This is a genomic window from Pseudomonas persica, assembly GCF_900291015.1.
Lineage (GTDB): Bacteria > Pseudomonadota > Gammaproteobacteria > Pseudomonadales > Pseudomonadaceae > Aquipseudomonas.
This window is the reverse complement of the sequence record NZ_OLKL01000048.1, coordinates 59,952-76,363: the sequence shown is the minus strand read 5'-3', so window position 1 is coordinate 76,363 and position 16,412 is coordinate 59,952. Positions and strand designations below refer to the sequence as shown.

At 60.8% G+C, this 16,412-nt stretch carries 13 protein-coding genes and 2 tRNA genes; 9 read left to right on the top strand and 6 right to left on the bottom strand.

Going from position 1 to position 16,412, the window contains the following annotated elements; genetic code table 11:
- Positions 1-204: 204 nt before the first annotated feature.
- The 4 genes from FQ664_RS23210 to FQ664_RS23195 all read right to left on the bottom strand — a co-directional run bounded on the left by FQ664_RS23210 (position 205) and on the right by FQ664_RS23195 (position 3,337).
- Positions 205-1,770, bottom strand: coding sequence for an ABC transporter permease (locus FQ664_RS23210; RefSeq protein ID WP_144175160.1), 1,566 nt, complete (start codon positions 1,768-1,770; stop codon positions 205-207).
- Positions 1,770-2,783, bottom strand: a complete 1,014-nt coding sequence (locus tag FQ664_RS23205; protein ID WP_144175158.1) for an extracellular solute-binding protein — start codon at positions 2,781-2,783, stop codon at positions 1,770-1,772. The genes FQ664_RS23210 and FQ664_RS23205 overlap by 1 nt, the downstream gene beginning before the upstream one ends.
- Before the next feature lie 293 nt (positions 2,784-3,076).
- Positions 3,077-3,163 (bottom strand) — tRNA-Leu (locus FQ664_RS23200).
- An 87-nt stretch (positions 3,164-3,250) separates the two neighbouring features.
- Positions 3,251-3,337: transfer RNA gene (locus FQ664_RS23195), tRNA-Leu, on the bottom strand.
- A 271-nt stretch (positions 3,338-3,608) separates the two neighbouring features.
- Here FQ664_RS23195 and rnr point away from each other — a divergent pair.
- The 7 genes from rnr (at position 3,609) to dnaB (ending at position 10,796) form a co-directional block, all read left to right on the top strand.
- The gene (rnr, locus tag FQ664_RS23190) at positions 3,609-6,188 is read left to right on the top strand and encodes a ribonuclease R (protein ID WP_144175156.1); all 2,580 of its coding nucleotides are present in this window, start codon (positions 3,609-3,611) and stop codon (positions 6,186-6,188) included.
- Positions 6,185-6,931, top strand: coding sequence for a 23S rRNA (guanosine(2251)-2'-O)-methyltransferase RlmB (gene rlmB / locus FQ664_RS23185; protein WP_110745923.1), 747 nt, complete (start codon positions 6,185-6,187; stop codon positions 6,929-6,931). The genes rnr and rlmB overlap by 4 nt, the downstream gene beginning before the upstream one ends.
- A 305-nt stretch (positions 6,932-7,236) precedes the next feature.
- A complete protein-coding gene (gene rpsF, locus FQ664_RS23175) occupies positions 7,237-7,662 on the top strand; it encodes a 30S ribosomal protein S6 (protein ID WP_003249557.1) in 426 nt (141 codons plus the stop codon).
- Positions 7,663-7,690: 28 nt separating this feature from the next.
- Positions 7,691-7,921 carry a 30S ribosomal protein S18 gene (rpsR, locus tag FQ664_RS23170; protein WP_003249563.1) on the top strand — a complete coding sequence of 77 codons (231 nt, stop codon included), beginning with the start codon at positions 7,691-7,693 and terminating at the stop codon, positions 7,919-7,921.
- A 33-nt stretch (positions 7,922-7,954) separates the two neighbouring features.
- Positions 7,955-8,818, top strand: coding sequence for a hypothetical protein (locus FQ664_RS23165; RefSeq protein ID WP_144175154.1), 864 nt, complete (start codon positions 7,955-7,957; stop codon positions 8,816-8,818).
- A 20-nt stretch (positions 8,819-8,838) separates the two neighbouring features.
- The gene (rplI, locus tag FQ664_RS23160; protein WP_003249568.1) at positions 8,839-9,285 is read left to right on the top strand and encodes a 50S ribosomal protein L9; all 447 of its coding nucleotides are present in this window, start codon (positions 8,839-8,841) and stop codon (positions 9,283-9,285) included.
- Between the two features lie 113 nt (positions 9,286-9,398).
- A complete protein-coding gene (dnaB, locus tag FQ664_RS23155; protein ID WP_144175152.1) occupies positions 9,399-10,796 on the top strand; it encodes a replicative DNA helicase in 1,398 nt (465 codons plus the stop codon).
- Positions 10,797-10,872: 76 nt separating this feature from the next.
- Here dnaB and FQ664_RS23150 read toward each other — a convergent pair whose 3' ends face one another.
- Positions 10,873-11,823, bottom strand: coding sequence for an RHS repeat-associated core domain-containing protein (locus FQ664_RS23150; protein ID WP_144175150.1), 951 nt, complete (start codon positions 11,821-11,823; stop codon positions 10,873-10,875).
- Between the two features lie 793 nt (positions 11,824-12,616).
- On the opposite strand from FQ664_RS23150, the gene FQ664_RS23145 reads away from it, so the two are divergent.
- Together FQ664_RS23145 and FQ664_RS23140 are read left to right on the top strand one after the other, a co-directional pair.
- Positions 12,617-12,880, top strand: a complete 264-nt coding sequence (locus FQ664_RS23145; RefSeq protein WP_019473937.1) for a DUF3077 domain-containing protein — start codon at positions 12,617-12,619, stop codon at positions 12,878-12,880.
- A 285-nt stretch (positions 12,881-13,165) separates the two neighbouring features.
- Positions 13,166-15,466 carry a YgiQ family radical SAM protein gene (locus FQ664_RS23140; RefSeq protein WP_144175149.1) on the top strand — a complete coding sequence of 767 codons (2,301 nt, stop codon included), beginning with the start codon at positions 13,166-13,168 and terminating at the stop codon, positions 15,464-15,466.
- 122 nt (positions 15,467-15,588) lie between these two features.
- Here FQ664_RS23140 and FQ664_RS23135 read toward each other — a convergent pair whose 3' ends face one another.
- Positions 15,589-16,176 carry an LOG family protein gene (locus tag FQ664_RS23135; protein WP_144175147.1) on the bottom strand — a complete coding sequence of 196 codons (588 nt, stop codon included), beginning with the start codon at positions 16,174-16,176 and terminating at the stop codon, positions 15,589-15,591.
- Positions 16,177-16,412 lie beyond the last annotated feature (236 nt).

The following is a 16,412-nucleotide window of genomic DNA, read 5'->3' as shown; positions in this document are numbered from 1 at the left end:
CTATGATGGCAGCGACACATGGCAAACGGAGTTGTTCATGTCAGCCCAACTGGTCGCCGTCCCAGCCGCCCTGGATTCCGCCGGATGCTGCGTAACATCTGATGGCCTCATCGTCGGCGAGCCAGCTCCCACAGGTACGGCACAGGCCTTAGGGCGGCGCGGTACCTGTGGGAGCTGGCTTGCCGGCGCTGAAGGCGACGCGGATCAAGCCTTGTTCAGATACATCCGCGTAGTCAGCAGATACACCGGCAACCCCGACACCACGATCAGCAACGCCGCGTAAGGTGCCGCCGCCGCGAACTCGACGTTGGCCGTGTGCGCCCATACCTCGGTCGCCAGGGTAGTCATGCCGGTCGGGCTGAGCAGCAAGGTAGCTGTAAGTTCCTTCATGGCATCCAGGAACACCAGGGCAAAGGCTGCCGCCATGGCCGGGAAGATGATCGGCAGGGTCACCCGGCAGAACGCGGCAAAGCTGCCCGCGCCCAAGGTCCGTGCGGCCTCCTCCAGAGTAGGTGACGCCTTGTTCAGCGCGGTACGTACCGGCGATTGCGCCAGCGGCAGGAACAGCAGCGCATAGGCCAGCAGCAACAGCGCCGTGGTCTGGTACAGCGCCGGCACGTAATGCAGGGCGAAGAACACCAGGGTCAGGGCAATCACCAGGCCGGGCAGGGCGTGCAGGAGGTACGGCAGGCGCTCGGCCCAGATTGCCAGGCGGCCTTTGTAGCGCACCACCAGGAAGCTGATCGGCAGGGCCAGTAGCACGCAGAAACCGGCACCACCCAGCGACACCGACAACGAGGTGAACAGCGCCTTGGAAATTGCTGCCACAGGGAATGCCGCCGATGAACCCACGCTCAGCCAGTAGCCGAGCATGGCCAGCGGAATACCGCTGCCCAACACCGCCAGGCCCACGCAGAACAATTGCGCCGGCACTGCCCAGCCACGCAGCCGCACCGGTTGCGCACGACGCGCCACACCCTGGCCGATGCGCACATGGCGGGCCTTGCCACGTACCCACAGTTCAAGCCACAGCATCACCAGGCACATTGCCAACAGTACGGCGGACAGCATGGCCGCGTTGGCATTGCTGAATTCCAGTTCGAACTGCTGGTAGATCGCCGTGGTGAAGGTTTGCAGGCCGAGGATCGACAGGGCGCCGAACTCCACCAGCATGTGCAGGGCGATCAGCAGCGCGCCGCCCAGCATCGACGGCCACAGCAGCGGCAGGGTGACCTTGACGAATACGCCCCAGCGGCTGCAACCCAGCGTACGTGCCGACTCCTCCAGCGAGGTATCGAGGTTGCGCAGGGTCGCGGCCACCGGCAGGAACACCAGTGGGTACTTGGACAGGGCCATGACCATGATCGCTCCGCCCAGCCCTTCGAAGTCCGAGCTCAGTGACACCCAGGTAAAGCTGCTGACGAACGACGGCACGGCGAAGGGCAGGCATAGCACCACGCCCCACAACCGACGGCCGGCCAGGTTACTGCGCTCCAGCAGCCAGGCCAGGGCCAGGCCGACTACCATGCAGGTCAGCGTCACCCCGACCATCAGCATCAGGGTGTTGCGCATCAGCCCCCAGACAAACGGCCGCCACAGCAGGTGCAAGGCTTCGCGCCAGCCGGCTTCCCAGGCTTTCATGGCAACGTACAGCAATGGCAGCAAGCTCATTGCTACCAGGAACAGCACGGGCAGCACCACCCAGATCGAGGGGCGCTTGCGGCGCGGTACGAAGCGTACCGGCACCGGCTCGGACAGGGTGGCAGTCATCAGAGCAGGCCGACCTCGCGCTCAAGCTCGATCGCTTCCTCGGCATTGCCCAGGTCAGCTGGCGAGATCTTCGGCGGGCGCAGGTCTTCGAACGGCTTCAGGCCACGGTCGGAGACCATGCCTTTGTGCAGCGGGTACTCGGCGGTGGTCTGGGTGATCACGCGCTGGCCCTCTTCGCTGGCCATCCAGTTAAGCAGGGCCTGGGCTTCTTTCGGGTGTTTGCTGGCCTTGACCACGGCTGCGCCGGAGATGGTGACCAGGTTGCCGGCATCGCCGTCGGCCAGGTAGTAGAGCTTGGTGTCCAGCTTGCCGCGCTCGCGTTCCAGCGCATACCAGTAATAGTTGTTCACCAGTACCGCAGCCACTTCGCCTTTTTCCACGGCTTTGAGCGCGACCATGTTGTTGGTGTAGGGCTTGCCGAATGCCTTCAGGCCGGTCAGCCATTCTTCGGTGGCTTCTCGCCCGTGCATCTTCAGGATGGCCACGGCCTGCTCCTGGAAGGCGCCGCTGGTGGGCACATAGCCGACGCGCCCTTCCCACTCGGGGTTGGCGAAGTCCATCACTGTGGTCGGCAAGTCTTTCTCGTCGACCTTCTTCGGGTTGAACACGACGATGCGCGTACGGGCGGTGATGCCCATCCAGGTGCCGTTGGCGCCAACGTACTCCTTGGGCATCATGTTCGCGGTGGCGTCGTCGATCTTCGCCAGCAGGCCCAGTTCGCCCAGGTTGTTCAGGGGAGGGGACTCTTCGGTGTAGATGATGTCGGCCGGCGAGCGCTCGCCTTCCTCGATGATCTGGCTGGCCAGCTGGTTGCTGCTGCCCTTGCGGATATCGATGTGAATGCCGGTCTTGGCCTCGTAGGCCTGGGCGATGGCTTCGCCGATTTCCTTGTGCTGACCGTTGTACATGGTCAGGGTGACCGGTGCGTCTGCCATGGCGGCCGGAGCGCCGATGGCCAGGCTCAGCACGGCGGCGGCCAGGGTACGCATCAGCGGGTGCGGGCGGATCGTCATGCGGGTACTTCCTCGCTTACGGCTACATATTTGGAAACAATGGTAAACGAAATCGTTTCTCAAGTGGCCGGGTGAGGAGAAATTCATGGGGCAGACCAAGGTGTAACAGTCTTGGAGGTGTATTGGCTTTGCTGGCCTCTTCGCGGCTAAAGCCGCTCCCACAGGATCGCCACAGGTCTTGAGTGTTTTAGCCGCGAAGGGGCCGGTGCAGGTTTGCACCTATGACCGAAAGAGGAGGGATACAAAAATCGCAGGCAAGAAAAAACCCACTAGCAAGCTAGTGGGTTTTTGTATGGTGCCCAGGAGAAGACTCGAACTTCCACGACCGTTAAGTCACTGATACCTGAAACCAGCGCGTCTACCAATTCCGCCACCTGGGCAAAGCTTTACATCATCTGGAGAAGGCGACTATCGTTCGCTTTCACACAGTAGTAACAGATCCTTGGTCATCTGTTACTTGAAAAATTTGGTGCCCAGGAGAAGACTCGAACTTCCACGGCCGTTAAGCCACTGATACCTGAAACCAGCGCGTCTACCAATTCCGCCACCTGGGCACACATTCGAGATTACCTGATGCTTTACAGCGCCGCTCATCTCTACTACAACTTCGGGGTTGTCCGTCGTTGTGGTGCGCACTATACGGACGGTCCGGGAGGCTGTAAACCCCCCAGGCGAAAAAAATTTCAAAAAATTCAACTTGTTGATTCCGCAGGCCTATTCCTGCCCGCCACAGGTGCCGGTGGGGCTGTCCAAGGCTGACATTTCCGGTTTCAATACGCCTATGCCAGAATTCATATCTATATACCCCAAGGTGAACCCCTTCTGATGGCCGATTGGCAATCCCTCGATCCCGAGGCCGCTCGCGAAGCGGAAAAATACGACAACCCCATTCCCAGCCGTGAGCTGATCCTGCAGCGCCTCGCCGACCGTGGCGAACCGGCCGCACGCGAGGAACTGGCGGCCGAATTCGGTCTGTACGACGAAGACCAGATCGAAGCCCTGCGCCGCCGCCTGCGCGCCATGGAGCGCGATGGCCAGCTTATCTATACCCGGCGCGGCACTTATGCCCCGGTAGACAAGCTGGACCTGATCTGCGGCCGCGTTTCCGGTCACCGCGACGGCTTCGGCTTCCTTATTCCGGACGACGGCAGCGAAGACCTGTTCCTCAGCCCGTCGCAGATGCGCCTGGTGTTCGACGGCGACCGTGGCCTTGCCCGTGTCTCTGGTGTCGACCGCCGTGGCCGCCGCGAAGGCGTGCTGGTCGAGGTCATCTCCCGTGCCCACGAAAGCGTGGTCGGCCGCTACTTCGAAGAAGGCGGCATCGGCTACGTGACCCCGGACAACCCGAAGATCCAGCAGGAAGTGCTGGTCACTGCCGGGCGCAACGGCGGCGCCAAGATCGGCCAGTTCGTCGAGATCAAGATCACCCACTGGCCGACCCCGCGCTTCCAGCCGCAAGGCGACGTGGTCGAGGTCATCGGCAACTACATGGCGCCGGGCATGGAAATCGACGTTGCCCTGCGCAGCTACGATATCCCGCACGTCTGGCCCAAGGACGTGATCAAGGAAGCGCGCAAGTTCCGCTCCGAAGTCGAAGAGAAGGACAAGGAGAAGCGCGTCGACCTGCGCCACCTGCCGTTCGTCACCATCGACGGCGAGGACGCCCGCGACTTCGACGACGCCGTCTATTGCGAGCCGCTGGGCAAACTGCGGCTGTTCTCCGGTGGCTGGCGCCTGTATGTGGCCATTGCCGATGTGTCCAGTTACGTGCGCCTGGGCTCGGCGCTGGACGTAGAGGCCCAGCAGCGTGGCAACTCGGTGTACTTCCCCGAGCGCGTGGTGCCGATGCTCCCCGAAGAGCTGTCCAACGGCCTGTGCTCGCTGAACCCGCATGTCGATCGCCTGGCCATGGTCTGCGAAATGACCATGAACAAAGCCGGCCAGATGGTCGACTACCAGTTCTACGAAGGCGTCATCCACTCCCACGCCCGCCTGACCTACAACAAGGTCAGCAGCATGCTCGAGCACTCCCGTACCCGTGAGGGCAAGGCGCTGCGCGAGGAGTACAAGGCAGTCGTGCCGGACCTGAAGAACCTGTACAACCTGTACAAGGTGCTGGTGGATGCGCGTCACACCCGTGGTGCCATCGACTTCGAGACCCAGGAAACCCGCATCATCTTCGGTGACGAGCGCAAGATCGCGGAAATTCGCCCGACCGTGCGCAACGACGCCCACAAGCTGATCGAGGAATGCATGCTGGCGGCCAACGTTGCCACTGCCGAGTTCCTGCAGAAGCACGGCGTACCAGCCCTTTACCGCGTGCACGACGGCCCGCCGCCGGAGCGCCTGGAAAAACTGCGCGCCTTCCTAGGTGAGCTGGGCCTGAGCCTGCACAAGGGCAAGGACCCATCGCCAAAGGACTACCAGGCCCTGCTGGCGAGCATCGCCGGGCGCCCGGATTTCCACCTGATCCAGACGGTCATGCTGCGCTCGCTGAGCCAGGCGGTGTACAGCACCGACAACAACGGCCACTTCGGTCTGAACTACGAGGCGTACACTCACTTTACCTCGCCGATCCGTCGTTACCCGGACCTGCTGGTGCACCGCGCCATCCGCAGCATCATCCGCTCGAAGGTCGATACCCCGCACGTCAAGCGTGCCGGCGCCATGAGCATCCCCAAGGCGCGCATCTACCCGTACGACGAGAACACTCTCGAGCAACTCGGCGAGCAGTGCTCGATGACCGAGCGCCGGGCCGATGAAGCCACCCGCGACGTGGTCAACTGGCTCAAGTGCGAGTTCATGAAGGACCGCGTGGGCGAGACCTTCCCGGGTGTGATCACTGCGGTGACCGGTTTCGGCCTGTTCGTCGAGCTGACCGACATCTACGTAGAGGGCCTGGTGCACGTCAGTGCGCTGCCGGGCGACTACTACCACTTCGACCCGGTGCACCACCGCCTGTCTGGTGAGCGCACCGGGCGCAGCTTCCGCCTGGGCGACACCATCGAAGTCAAGGTCATGCGCGTCGATCTGGACGAGCGCAAGATCGACTTCGAAGTGTCGGAGAAGACCCTTGCCGCACCGATCGGCCGCAAGCAGCGCGGCGCTGCGCCAGTTGCGGACAAGGTTGAGCAGCAGCCGGTAACCGAAGCGAAAGCCTCGCCTAAACCGCGCAGCCGCAAGAGCGAAACGTCTGAAGCGTACTTCCCGAAAGACGCCGTACAGCGTAACGCCGAAGTGCGCAAGAGCCGCGAAATGAAGAAGGCGCTGATGAGCGAGGCGCGCACTGGCGGCCATGCCAGCAGCAAGTCGGACAAAGGTGGCAAGACCACCGGCAAGCCGACCAAGCACCGTAAAGGCCCGCCGAAGTCCGGTGCGCCACGCAAGAGCAAGAGCAAGTCATGAGTCAGCTGGAAAAGATCTACGGCGTGCACGCTGTGCAAGCGTTGCTGCAGCACCATCCGAAGCGGGTCAAGCAGATCTGGCTGTCGGAAGGGCGCAGCGAGCCACGCCTGCAGGCGCTGCTGGCGCTGGCCGCGGAAAACCGCGTGGCGGTTGGCCAGGCCGAGCGCCGTGAGATGGATGCCTGGGTCGAGGGCGTGCACCAGGGCGTGGTCGCCGAGGTCAGCCCGAGCCAGGTGTGGGGCGAACTGATGCTCGAGGAGTTGCTTGAGCGCACTGAAACACCACCGCTGATCCTGGTGCTGGACGGTGTGACCGACCCGCACAACCTCGGCGCCTGTCTGCGTACCGCCGATGCCGCGGGTGCCACGGCAGTGATCGTGCCCAAGGACAAGTCGGCCACCCTTACCCCGGTTGTACGCAAGGTGGCTTGTGGCGCAGCCGAGGTGATCCCGCTGGTGGCCGTGACCAACCTGGCGCGTACGCTGGAAAAGTTGCAGCAGCGTGGCCTGTGGGTGGTCGGTACCGCCGGCGAGGCCGAGCAGGAGATCTACCAGCAGGACCTGACCGGACCGCTGGTGATGATCATGGGCGCGGAAGGCAAGGGCATGCGCCGGCTGACCCGCGAACATTGCGATTTCCTGGTGAAGTTGCCGATGGGCGGTAGCGTCAGCAGCCTGAACGTGTCGGTGGCGACTGGCGTGTGCCTGTTCGAGGCTGTGCGTCAGCGTCAGGCCAAGCGCTGATCTATAACCTGCACCGGCCTCTTCGCGGGTGAACCCGCTCCCACAGGGACTGCGCAGGGCTCAGGCGTTGTGCGATCCCGGTGGGAGCGGGTTTACCCGCGAAAGGGCCGGCAGTCTGTAATATGTTTCTGGCTGTTCAAATAATCGCCAATTGCCTTGCTTGTGCCTGCCACCTTCTCTACAATTGCGCCCCTTGCCGAGCTGGCAGGCGCTTATGTGCCTCCCCTCCGCGCAAGACATACAGTGTCATTCACTCCTTGTCTGACCAGATTCACTGGCAGACTACTAACCCGTAAGGAGCATTCATGCGTCATTACGAAATCATCTTCCTGGTTCACCCGGACCAGAGCGAACAAGTCGGCGGCATGGTTGAGCGTTACACCAAGCTGATCGAAGAAGATGGTGGCAAGATCCACCGCCTGGAAGACTGGGGCCGTCGTCAACTGGCCTACGCAATCAACAATGTTCACAAGGCTCACTACGTGATGCTGAACGTTGAGTGCACCGGCAAGGCCCTGGCCGAGCTGGAAGACAACTTCCGCTACAACGATGCCGTTATCCGTAACCTGGTCATCCGTCGCGACGAAGCCGTTACCGGCCAGTCCGAGATGCTGAAGGCTGAAGAGAACCGCAGCGAGCGCCGTGAGCGTCGCGAGCGTCCTGAGCATGCTGACTCCGCCGAAGGCGACGACAGCAATGACAGCGACTCCAGCGATAACGCTGACGAGTAATCCACGGACCTTTAGAGGAGCCTATTAAATGGCACGTTTCTTCCGTCGTCGTAAATTCTGCCGCTTCACTGCTGAAGACGTGAAAGAGATCGACTTCAAAGATCTCAACACCCTGAAAGCTTACGTATCCGAAACCGGCAAGATCGTTCCAAGCCGTATCACCGGTACCAAAGCTCGTTATCAGCGTCAGCTGGCTACCGCTATCAAGCGCGCCCGCTTCCTGGCCCTGCTGCCCTACACCGACAGCCACGGCCGCTGAGACCGGGTCGTCGACAAGCAGTAAGGGATTAGCATGCGAGCGTTAGCAAGTTTCATCATGCGCGGTCGTGTGCAGGCCACCCTGGTGGTGGTCATCAGCGCGGTACTGCCGCTGCTGTTCTGGTTGAGTGCCGCTGCCGGCAGCCTTGTGCTGCTGCGGCGTGGGTTCAAGGATGCTACATCGGTCATCGCCGGCGGCCTGCTGGCCGGGCTGGCCGTGTGGGTCATGGGCGATCCCATCACCTTTCTGGTGATCGCGGGTGCCCTGGCCCTGGCCGCCATGTTGCGTGCCGAGCATCCCTGGAGCCGGGTGTTGCTGGCCAGTGCCGTGTTCGCCGTGGCGTTTAGCCTCGTGCTTGATCTGGCACTGGCGCAAACCTTCGATGTGCTGGCCAAGGCGTTTGCCGAAGCCATGCCGAAAATCGAAGGGCAACCGGTGCTCTCCGGTGAGCTGATCCGCCCTGTGCTGGTCGCTTCCACAGCAGTGACGGTGCAATTGTTCAGTGTGCTGGCCCTGGTGCTGGCGCGCTACTGGCAGGCAGCGTTGTACAACCCTGGAGGCTTCGGTCGCGAATTTCGCGCGCTGAAGTTGCCGAAACAGACCATGGCGGTCTTGGTGGCAGTGATGGTGGTGGCGCCGTTTATCGGCCCGCAGTTCATTATCCTGGCATCGGCTTCCAGCCTGGTACTGGTGCTGGCCGGCATCGCTTTGATGCACGGGCTGGTGGCACAGGGCCGACTGGCCGGTTTCTGGCTGGTGGGCATGTACGTGACGCTACCGCTGATCATGCAGCTGATTTATCCGTTGCTGGTGGTTTTGGCCATTGTCGACAGCCTGATTGATTTTCGCGGTCGCAAGTCCCCCAAGGGGAATGACTCCGCGAACGGTGAAGGTTAAAAGTTAAGAGGTTTTACCAAATGGAACTGATCCTGCTGGAAAAAGTCGCTAACCTGGGCAACCTGGGCGACAAAGTAAAAGTTAAGGCTGGTTACGGCCGTAACTTCCTGCTGCCGTTCGGCAAGGCCACCGTTGCCAACGCCGCCAACCTGGCTGCGTTCGAAGAACGTCGCGCCGAGCTGGAAAAAGCAGCCGCTGACAAGAAAGCTTCGGCTGAAAGCCGCGCTGCCCAACTGGCCGAGCTGGAAGTGACCATCACTGCCACCGCTGGCGACGAAGGCAAGCTGTTCGGTTCGATCGGCACCCACGACATCGCTGACGCCCTGACCGCCTCTGGCGTTGAAGTGGCCAAGGCTGAAGTTCGTCTGCCGAACGGCACCATCCGTCAGGTTGGCGAATACGACGTAGCCGTGCACCTGCACAGCGATGTTGAAGCCACCGTACGTGTGGTCGTCGTAGCTGCCTAAGCTGCGCTGACTGGCTGGCTCCTTGTGGGTCAGGCGGTTAACATCGGGCACGGTCCTGTTTTCGACAGGCCGTGCCCTTTGTGTTTTTCATCCTCCAGAATTCTTTCGTGGCCATGAACGAGATCACCACCTCCGAACAGCTAGACCTGCAAACCGCAGCCCTGAAGGTGCCGCCGCATTCCATCGAGGCCGAACAGGCCGTGCTCGGTGGCCTGATGCTGGACAACAACGCTTGGGAGCGGGTACTGGACCAGGTGTCGGATGGCGACTTCTACCGGCATGACCACCGCCTGATCTTCCGTGCCGTGCACAAGTTGGCCGACGCCAACCAGCCATTCGACGTGGTGACCCTGCACGAGCAGTTGGACAAGGAAGGCCTTTCTTCGCAAGTCGGTGGGTTGGCGTACCTGGCCGAGTTGGCCAAAAACACCCCGTCGGTAGCCAACATCAAGGCCTACGCCGCGATCATTCGCGAGCGCGCCACGTTGCGCCAACTGATCAGCATCAGTACCGATATCGCCGATAACGCCTTCAACCCGCAAGGGCGCAACGCCGAAGAAATCCTCGACGACGCCGAGCGGCAGATCTTCCAGATCGCCGAGGCGCGGCCGAAGACCGGTGGCCCGGTGGGGGTCAACGAACTGTTGACCATGGCCATCGACCGCATCGACACGCTGTTCAACTCCGACAGCGACATCACCGGCGTATCCACCGGCTTCACCGACCTCGACGAGAAGACCAGCGGCCTGCAGCCGGCCGACCTGGTCATCGTCGCCGGCCGACCGTCGATGGGTAAGACCACCTTCGCCATGAACCTGGTGGAGAACGCCGTACTGCGTACCGACAAGGCGGTACTGGTGTTCTCCCTCGAGATGCCAGGTGAATCGCTGATCATGCGTATGCTGTCGTCCCTTGGCCGCATCGACCAGACCAAGGTGCGTTCCGGCCAGCTGGACGACGACGACTGGCCGCGCCTGACCTCGGCGGTGAACCTGCTCAACGACCGCAAGCTGTTCATCGACGATACCGCCGGCATCAGCCCCTCGGAAATGCGCGCACGTACCCGCCGCCTGGCCCGTGAGCACGGCGAAATCGCCATGATCATGGTCGACTACCTGCAGCTGATGCAGATCCCGGGTTCGGCCGGTGATAACCGGACCAACGAAATTTCCGAGATCTCCCGCTCGCTCAAGGCCCTGGCCAAGGAGTTCAACTGCCCGGTCATCGCCTTGTCGCAGCTGAACCGCTCCCTGGAACAGCGCCCGAACAAACGCCCGGTGAACTCCGACTTGCGTGAATCCGGTGCAATCGAGCAGGACGCCGACGTGATCATGTTCGTCTACCGCGACGAGGTGTATCACCCCGAGACCGAGCACAAGGGCGTGGCGGAAATCATCATCGGTAAGCAGCGTAACGGCCCGATCGGCTTCGTGCGTTTGGCGTTTATCGGCAAGTACACCCGCTTCGAGAACCTTGCGCCGGGTATGTACAACTTTGATGATGATGAGTGACGACTGCTGAGCTTAATCAAAGTGGTCGGCCAGGTGGCGGGGTACTGCAAATACATTATAGGTGCTGAGCCTGACACTACCAGTGTCTGCCGCCTGGCCCTATATTTTGCGCTTTGTACGGGTTTCGAATGTTGCCCCGCCTGACTTTGGTTGCTGTGGTCAGTCCAAGAAAATTAAGTAATGGATTGCTGAGGCGGTGGCCGAGAAATTTTCCGCTTTTGTCGATTTCATCGATGACGCTGACGGGGCCATCGTAACCTGAGGACTGTGCGCCGGTCAGCTTGGCCATTTCATCAGCGATTGAATAGCCCCCGTAAGACACAGGTGTAGCAGAGTAGCAAGCTAAGAAATGTGTTTGTCTGCCCTGCATTTTAATACCCTTTTGTTCAAGTCTGATGAAAATGTCCAGCGCCGAATGGTTGAATTCATTTCCCTTTAACACGCCTGCGTCGCCGTGACTCAGGATGTAAAGAGTGTCGAGATTGCCGTCTGCTCGACGCTTTTCAGCGAATGCAGTTATCCCATCGTGTTGCCACAGTATATCGCCACGATACGTTTTCTTAGGGTTAAGGGCCTTGGCAGCAAATCGACTTATAAATTGCGTGAACAGGCCGGTGGGGTCAATGCCGTTAATAGGGTTGCTCAGGGTGAATACGTAGTAGTTAAGACCACCTTTGGAGAATGGACTTAAGGGGTCTGGGCTGGTAAATCGCATGATGGACGGGTTGTAGAGTCTGCGACCATTTCCGAGTAGGTAACCGTTACTGATAGGGTCTTTTCGCTCACCTTTAAAACCCCATTCGTTGTTAGAGGGGCTGCTGAATCCAAAAGCGCTGTAGCGGTAAGTCACAACTTGGTTTGGCGCGGTGGCGAGGAATGGAGTGTTAAAAAGATCAATGCTCAGAAGTCGCTGGGTGTTCTGCTGGTCTTTTAGCGAGAGATTGTATCTGCCGTGCCTGAAAATTGATTCACTCGTGGAAGTATGTGCAATATGTGATAATGTATCTTCGCAATAAAAGTATCGCATATTTCATCCTCGCCGCTAGTAACTTTAGATTTTCAACTGTACTTCTGGAGATGGCTTCGCGGTACTGACAAAAATGCTAGGCGCAGAATTGTCTATCAATTCTGGATGCGCGCTCAGGGGGCATGTCGTCGTAAACGCTGATAAACAGAGAGCTCCGCTTGCGAAGCGCCGCACAGGCGGCACTCAATCTGACAGGCGCAGCAAACCTGCCGGTGTACGCCCGGCAGCCCTTGGCAGGCCTCAAGGCGAAAGTCTTGCGGAGCGCGCTACGATTCTTGACCTGTTCGCCAGGCAATAATCAGTTTTTTCCCGTTGCGCGTAGGCCGTTTCTGAAATAGCTTCCTACCGCCCTTGCGCCATTGTGGTGGTTTTCTGGGCGGCCTAGTCTGGCTCTGTCGTTGCCTAAGCAGCGACCGGGCCTGCAAGCCCGCAGACGATTAGTACCGCTTCCAAATTGCTGCCAGTCGGCAATTTCGGTCAATGGTGGCTGCGTACGGGAGATCCTCGGATCTGCCGGTTTTATCGTCTGTCCGGTCTTGCAGACCCGTACGTAGCCGCCACCCATCAAATGCAAGTGATGTCGTGGCGGTCCTTTCTGAATCAGACGAGATTACGCCATGCTCAAGATTGTCCCCGATCCACCCCGTGATCCCCCTTTTCTTGAAGACAACCCGATGCAGGGGCAGATGCCTGCTGTAAGGCTTCGTTGATATGTCGCCTGGGTTGGCCCTTTCGCGGGTTTACCCGCGAAAGGGCCAGCCCAGACAGTCGAGAAATTCCAGGGGATTGAACAATGACAACAGAAGACACCCAGTTCACTGTCGGCAAGACCACGTTCTATCAGGGCGAGAATGGCACCCACCCGTTGTTCCGCATCGAGCCGGGTATCCCGTGCCGGGACGCCCGAGAGCAGTCTTCGGAGCTGATGGGTTATGTGCGCGAATTGACCATCACGGGGTTGATGGATGAGAAGCCGATGATGATCTGGGCTGCCCATTACCTGAGTGCGATGGCCAAGGCGCTGATGGATGATGCTGAGTTGGGGATGAAGCAGTGAGGGGTTGGCTTCAGATGGCGTGAGGGCCGCCATGTGTTCGCCGCAGCAGTTTCAGCGCCTGTGAGATCGAGCGCCGCGCGGGCGGCGCTCGATCTTATCGGTACTGCAAATCTTGTGGAGAACACTTGGCACCCGCACCACAAACTCCAAGCCCACCCCCTGACGATCCGCCGCTCCCAACCGTCGCCCCACCCACCAATCCCCACGAATCCAGTCGGATTTGGTCAAAATTTGTGCTATATTCCGCGCCCGCGATTTCCCTGCACACCAGAACCGGTCACTGACATGCAAGCAGCCAAACCACTCTACGACTATCCCAAGTACTGGGCCGAATGCTTCGGGCCAGCACCTTTCCTGCCGATGAGCAGGGAGGAGATGGATCTGCTCGGCTGGGATTCCTGCGACATCATCATCGTGACCGGTGATGCCTACGTCGACCACCCGTCGTTCGGTATGGCCATCATCGGCCGCCTGCTGGAAGCCCAGGGCTTCCGCGTGGGCATCATCGCCCAGCCGAACTGGCAGTCGAAAGACGACTTCATGAAGCTCGGCGAGCCGAACCTGTTCTTCGGCGTGGCCGCCGGCAACATGGACTCGATGATCAACCGCTACACCGCGGACAAGAAAATCCGTTCCGACGACGCCTACACTCCAGGCGGCCTGGCCGGCAAGCGCCCGGACCGTGCCAGCCTGGTGTACAGCCAGCGCTGCAAGGAAGCCTACAAGCATGTGCCGATCGTATTGGGTGGCATCGAGGCCTCGTTGCGCCGCATCGCCCACTACGACTACTGGCAGGACAAGGTCCGCCACTCGATCCTGATCGACGCCAGCGCCGACATCCTGCTGTTCGGCAACGCCGAGCGCGCGGTGGTCGAGGTGGCCCAGCGCCTGTCCAACGGCGAGAAGATCGAGACTATCACTGACGTGCGTGGTACCGCCTTCGTGCGCCGCGATACCCCGGAGGGCTGGTACGAGATCGACTCCACCCGCATCGACCGCCCAGGCCGTGTGGACAAGATCATCAACCCGTACGTGAACACCCAGGACACCCAGGCCTGTGCCATCGAGCAGGCCAAGGGCGAGGTGGAAGACCCGAACGAAGCCAAGGTCGTACAGATTCTCGACAGCCCGCGCATGACCCGCGACAAGTCGGTGATCCGCCTGCCATCTTTCGAAAAGGTGCGTAACGACCCGGTGCTGTACGCTCACGCCAACCGCGTGCTGCACCTGGAGACCAACCCGGGCAACGCCCGCGCCCTGGTGCAGAAGCATGGTGAAGTGGATGTGTGGTTCAACCCGCCACCCATCCCCATGAGCACCGAGGAAATGGACTACGTGTTCGGCATGCCCTACGCCCGTGTGCCGCACCCGGCCTACGGCAAGGAGCGCATCCCGGCTTACGAGATGATCCGCTTCTCGGTGAACATCATGCGTGGTTGCTTTGGTGGCTGCACCTTCTGCTCGATCACCGAGCACGAAGGCCGCATCATCCAGAACCGCTCGCACGAGTCGATCCTGCACGAAATCGAAGAGATGCGTGACAAGGTACCGGGCTTCACCGGCGTGGTCTCCGACCTTGGCGGCCCGACCGCCAACATGTACCGCATCGCCTGCAAGAGCCACGAGATCGAGAAGCACTGCCGCAAGCCGTCGTGCGTGTTCCCGGGCATCTGCGAAAACCTCAACACCGACCACAGCTCGCTGATCGAGTTGTACCGTAAAGCGCGTGCCTTGCCGGGTGTGAAGAAGATCCTGATCGCCTCGGGCCTGCGCTACGACCTGGCGGTGGAATCGCCGGAGTACGTCAAGGAGTTGGTCACCCACCACGTCGGCGGTTACCTGAAGATTGCCCCGGAGCACACCGAGCGTGGCCCGCTGGACAAGATGATGAAACCGGGCATCGGTACCTACGACCGCTTCAAGCGCATGTTCGAGAAGTTCTCGAAAGAAGCGGGCAAGGAGCAGTACCTGATCCCGTATTTCATCGCCGCGCACCCGGGCACCACCGACGAAGACATGATGAACCTGGCCCTGTGGCTGAAGGGCAACGGCTTCCGCGCCGACCAGGTGCAGGCGTTCTACCCGTCGCCGATGGCCTCGGCCACGGCCATGTACCATTCGGGCAAGAACCCGCTGCGCAAGGTGACCTACAAGAGCGAAGGGGTGGAGATCGTCAAGAGCGAGGAGCAGCGCCGCCTGCACAAGGCGTTCTTGCGTTACCACGACCCGAAGGGCTGGCCGATGCTGCGTGAAGCGCTGCAACGCATGGGTCGTGCCGACCTGATCGGGCCGGGCAAGCACCAGCTGATTCCGGCGCAGCAGCCGCAGACCGACAGCTACCAGAGCGCGCGTCGCAAGAACTCGACCCCGGCCGGTAGCCACAAGGTGGGCAAGGATCAGAAGATCCTCACCCAGCACACCGGCCTGCCACCGCGTGCAAGCGATGGCAGCAAGCCGTGGGACAAGCGTGAAAAGGCCAAGGCCGAAGCGTTTGCGCGTAACCAGCAGGCGGCCAAGGAGCGCAAGGAAGCGGCCAAGGGTGGCAAGGGCAACAAGAAGCCGCGCCAGCCAGTGATCCCGCGTTGATCGAGAGCCTGGCATAGAACCCTGTGGGAGCGGGTTTACCCGCGAATGCGATGGTGGATTTACCGACGTATTCGCGGGTGAACCCGCTCCCACAGGTTAGGTGCCAGCCCCAATAATCCAGATCAATCAGGCTTCTTGTCGACCCACTTCGGCGCCACCGGCGCGACAAAATTGTCCATGCCGTCCAGCAGTTCATCCGGCTGCTGCCCCAGCAGCAACATCGCCCGATGCTGCGGCCGCACGAAGCCTTCTTCGACGATATGGTCGAGGAACCCGCCGAGCTTTTCATAGAAGCCATTCACGTCGAGCAGCCCCAGCGGCTTGGCGTGATAGCCCAATTGCCCCCAGGTCCACACCTCGAACAACTCTTCCAGCGTACCCAGCCCACCCGGCAGGGCGATGAAGGCATCGCTCAGCTCGGCCATGCGTGCCTTGCGCGCGTGCATGCCGTCGACCACTTCCAGGCGGCTCAGCCCTTTGTGGCCGATTTCGGCATTCATCAGGCTTTCGGGAATGATCCCGATCACTTCGCCGCCGGCTGCCATGGCCGCGTCGGCGACAGTGCCCATCAGGCCGACCGCGCCACCGCCATAGACCAGGGTCAGGCCGCGACGGGCAATCGCCTGGCCCAGCGCGATGGCCGCTTCACGGTAGGCAGGGTTGGCGCCGATGCTGGCGCCGCAGAACACACAAACGCAACGTACGGGCATTGCTCATCTCCTGTCACTCAGGCTGACAGGGTAAGGTCCATGTCCTACAGTTCCAAGGCCGGTTTCACTCCGGCCGGGAGAATTCGCAGATGGCGCCAGTCGCTCCATGGGCGTAGGCCGCCAGCAGGCTGTTCATCAGGCTACCCAGGGTCATTTCGTATTGCTCCTAAATGAGAGGTTGTCCCATCCTCCAATAAAAGGGCATGATGTGCTCTTGAATTGGTTGTATACAATCG

What these genes read in the sequence shown, in the direction of transcription:
- rpsR (WP_003249563.1), top strand. Translation starts at nt 7,691, where the DNA reads ATGGCACGTTTCTTCCGTCGTCGTAAATTCTGCCGCTTCACTGCTGAA.
- FQ664_RS23205 (WP_144175158.1), bottom strand. Translation starts at nt 2,783, where the DNA reads ATGACGATCCGCCCGCACCCGCTGATGCGTACCCTGGCCGCCGCCGTG.
- FQ664_RS23135 (WP_144175147.1), bottom strand. Translation starts at nt 16,176, where the DNA reads ATGCCCGTACGTTGCGTTTGTGTGTTCTGCGGCGCCAGCATCGGCGCC.
- FQ664_RS23165 (WP_144175154.1), top strand. Translation starts at nt 7,955, where the DNA reads ATGCGAGCGTTAGCAAGTTTCATCATGCGCGGTCGTGTGCAGGCCACC.
- dnaB (WP_144175152.1), top strand. Translation starts at nt 9,399, where the DNA reads ATGAACGAGATCACCACCTCCGAACAGCTAGACCTGCAAACCGCAGCC.
- FQ664_RS23150 (WP_144175150.1), bottom strand. Translation starts at nt 11,823, where the DNA reads ATGCGATACTTTTATTGCGAAGATACATTATCACATATTGCACATACT.
- FQ664_RS23210 (WP_144175160.1), bottom strand. Translation starts at nt 1,770, where the DNA reads ATGACTGCCACCCTGTCCGAGCCGGTGCCGGTACGCTTCGTACCGCGC.
- rnr (WP_144175156.1), top strand. Translation starts at nt 3,609, where the DNA reads ATGGCCGATTGGCAATCCCTCGATCCCGAGGCCGCTCGCGAAGCGGAA.
- FQ664_RS23145 (WP_019473937.1), top strand. Translation starts at nt 12,617, where the DNA reads ATGACAACAGAAGACACCCAGTTCACTGTCGGCAAGACCACGTTCTAT.
- rlmB (WP_110745923.1), top strand. Translation starts at nt 6,185, where the DNA reads ATGAGTCAGCTGGAAAAGATCTACGGCGTGCACGCTGTGCAAGCGTTG.
- FQ664_RS23140 (WP_144175149.1), top strand. Translation starts at nt 13,166, where the DNA reads ATGCAAGCAGCCAAACCACTCTACGACTATCCCAAGTACTGGGCCGAA.
- rpsF (WP_003249557.1), top strand. Translation starts at nt 7,237, where the DNA reads ATGCGTCATTACGAAATCATCTTCCTGGTTCACCCGGACCAGAGCGAA.
- rplI (WP_003249568.1), top strand. Translation starts at nt 8,839, where the DNA reads ATGGAACTGATCCTGCTGGAAAAAGTCGCTAACCTGGGCAACCTGGGC.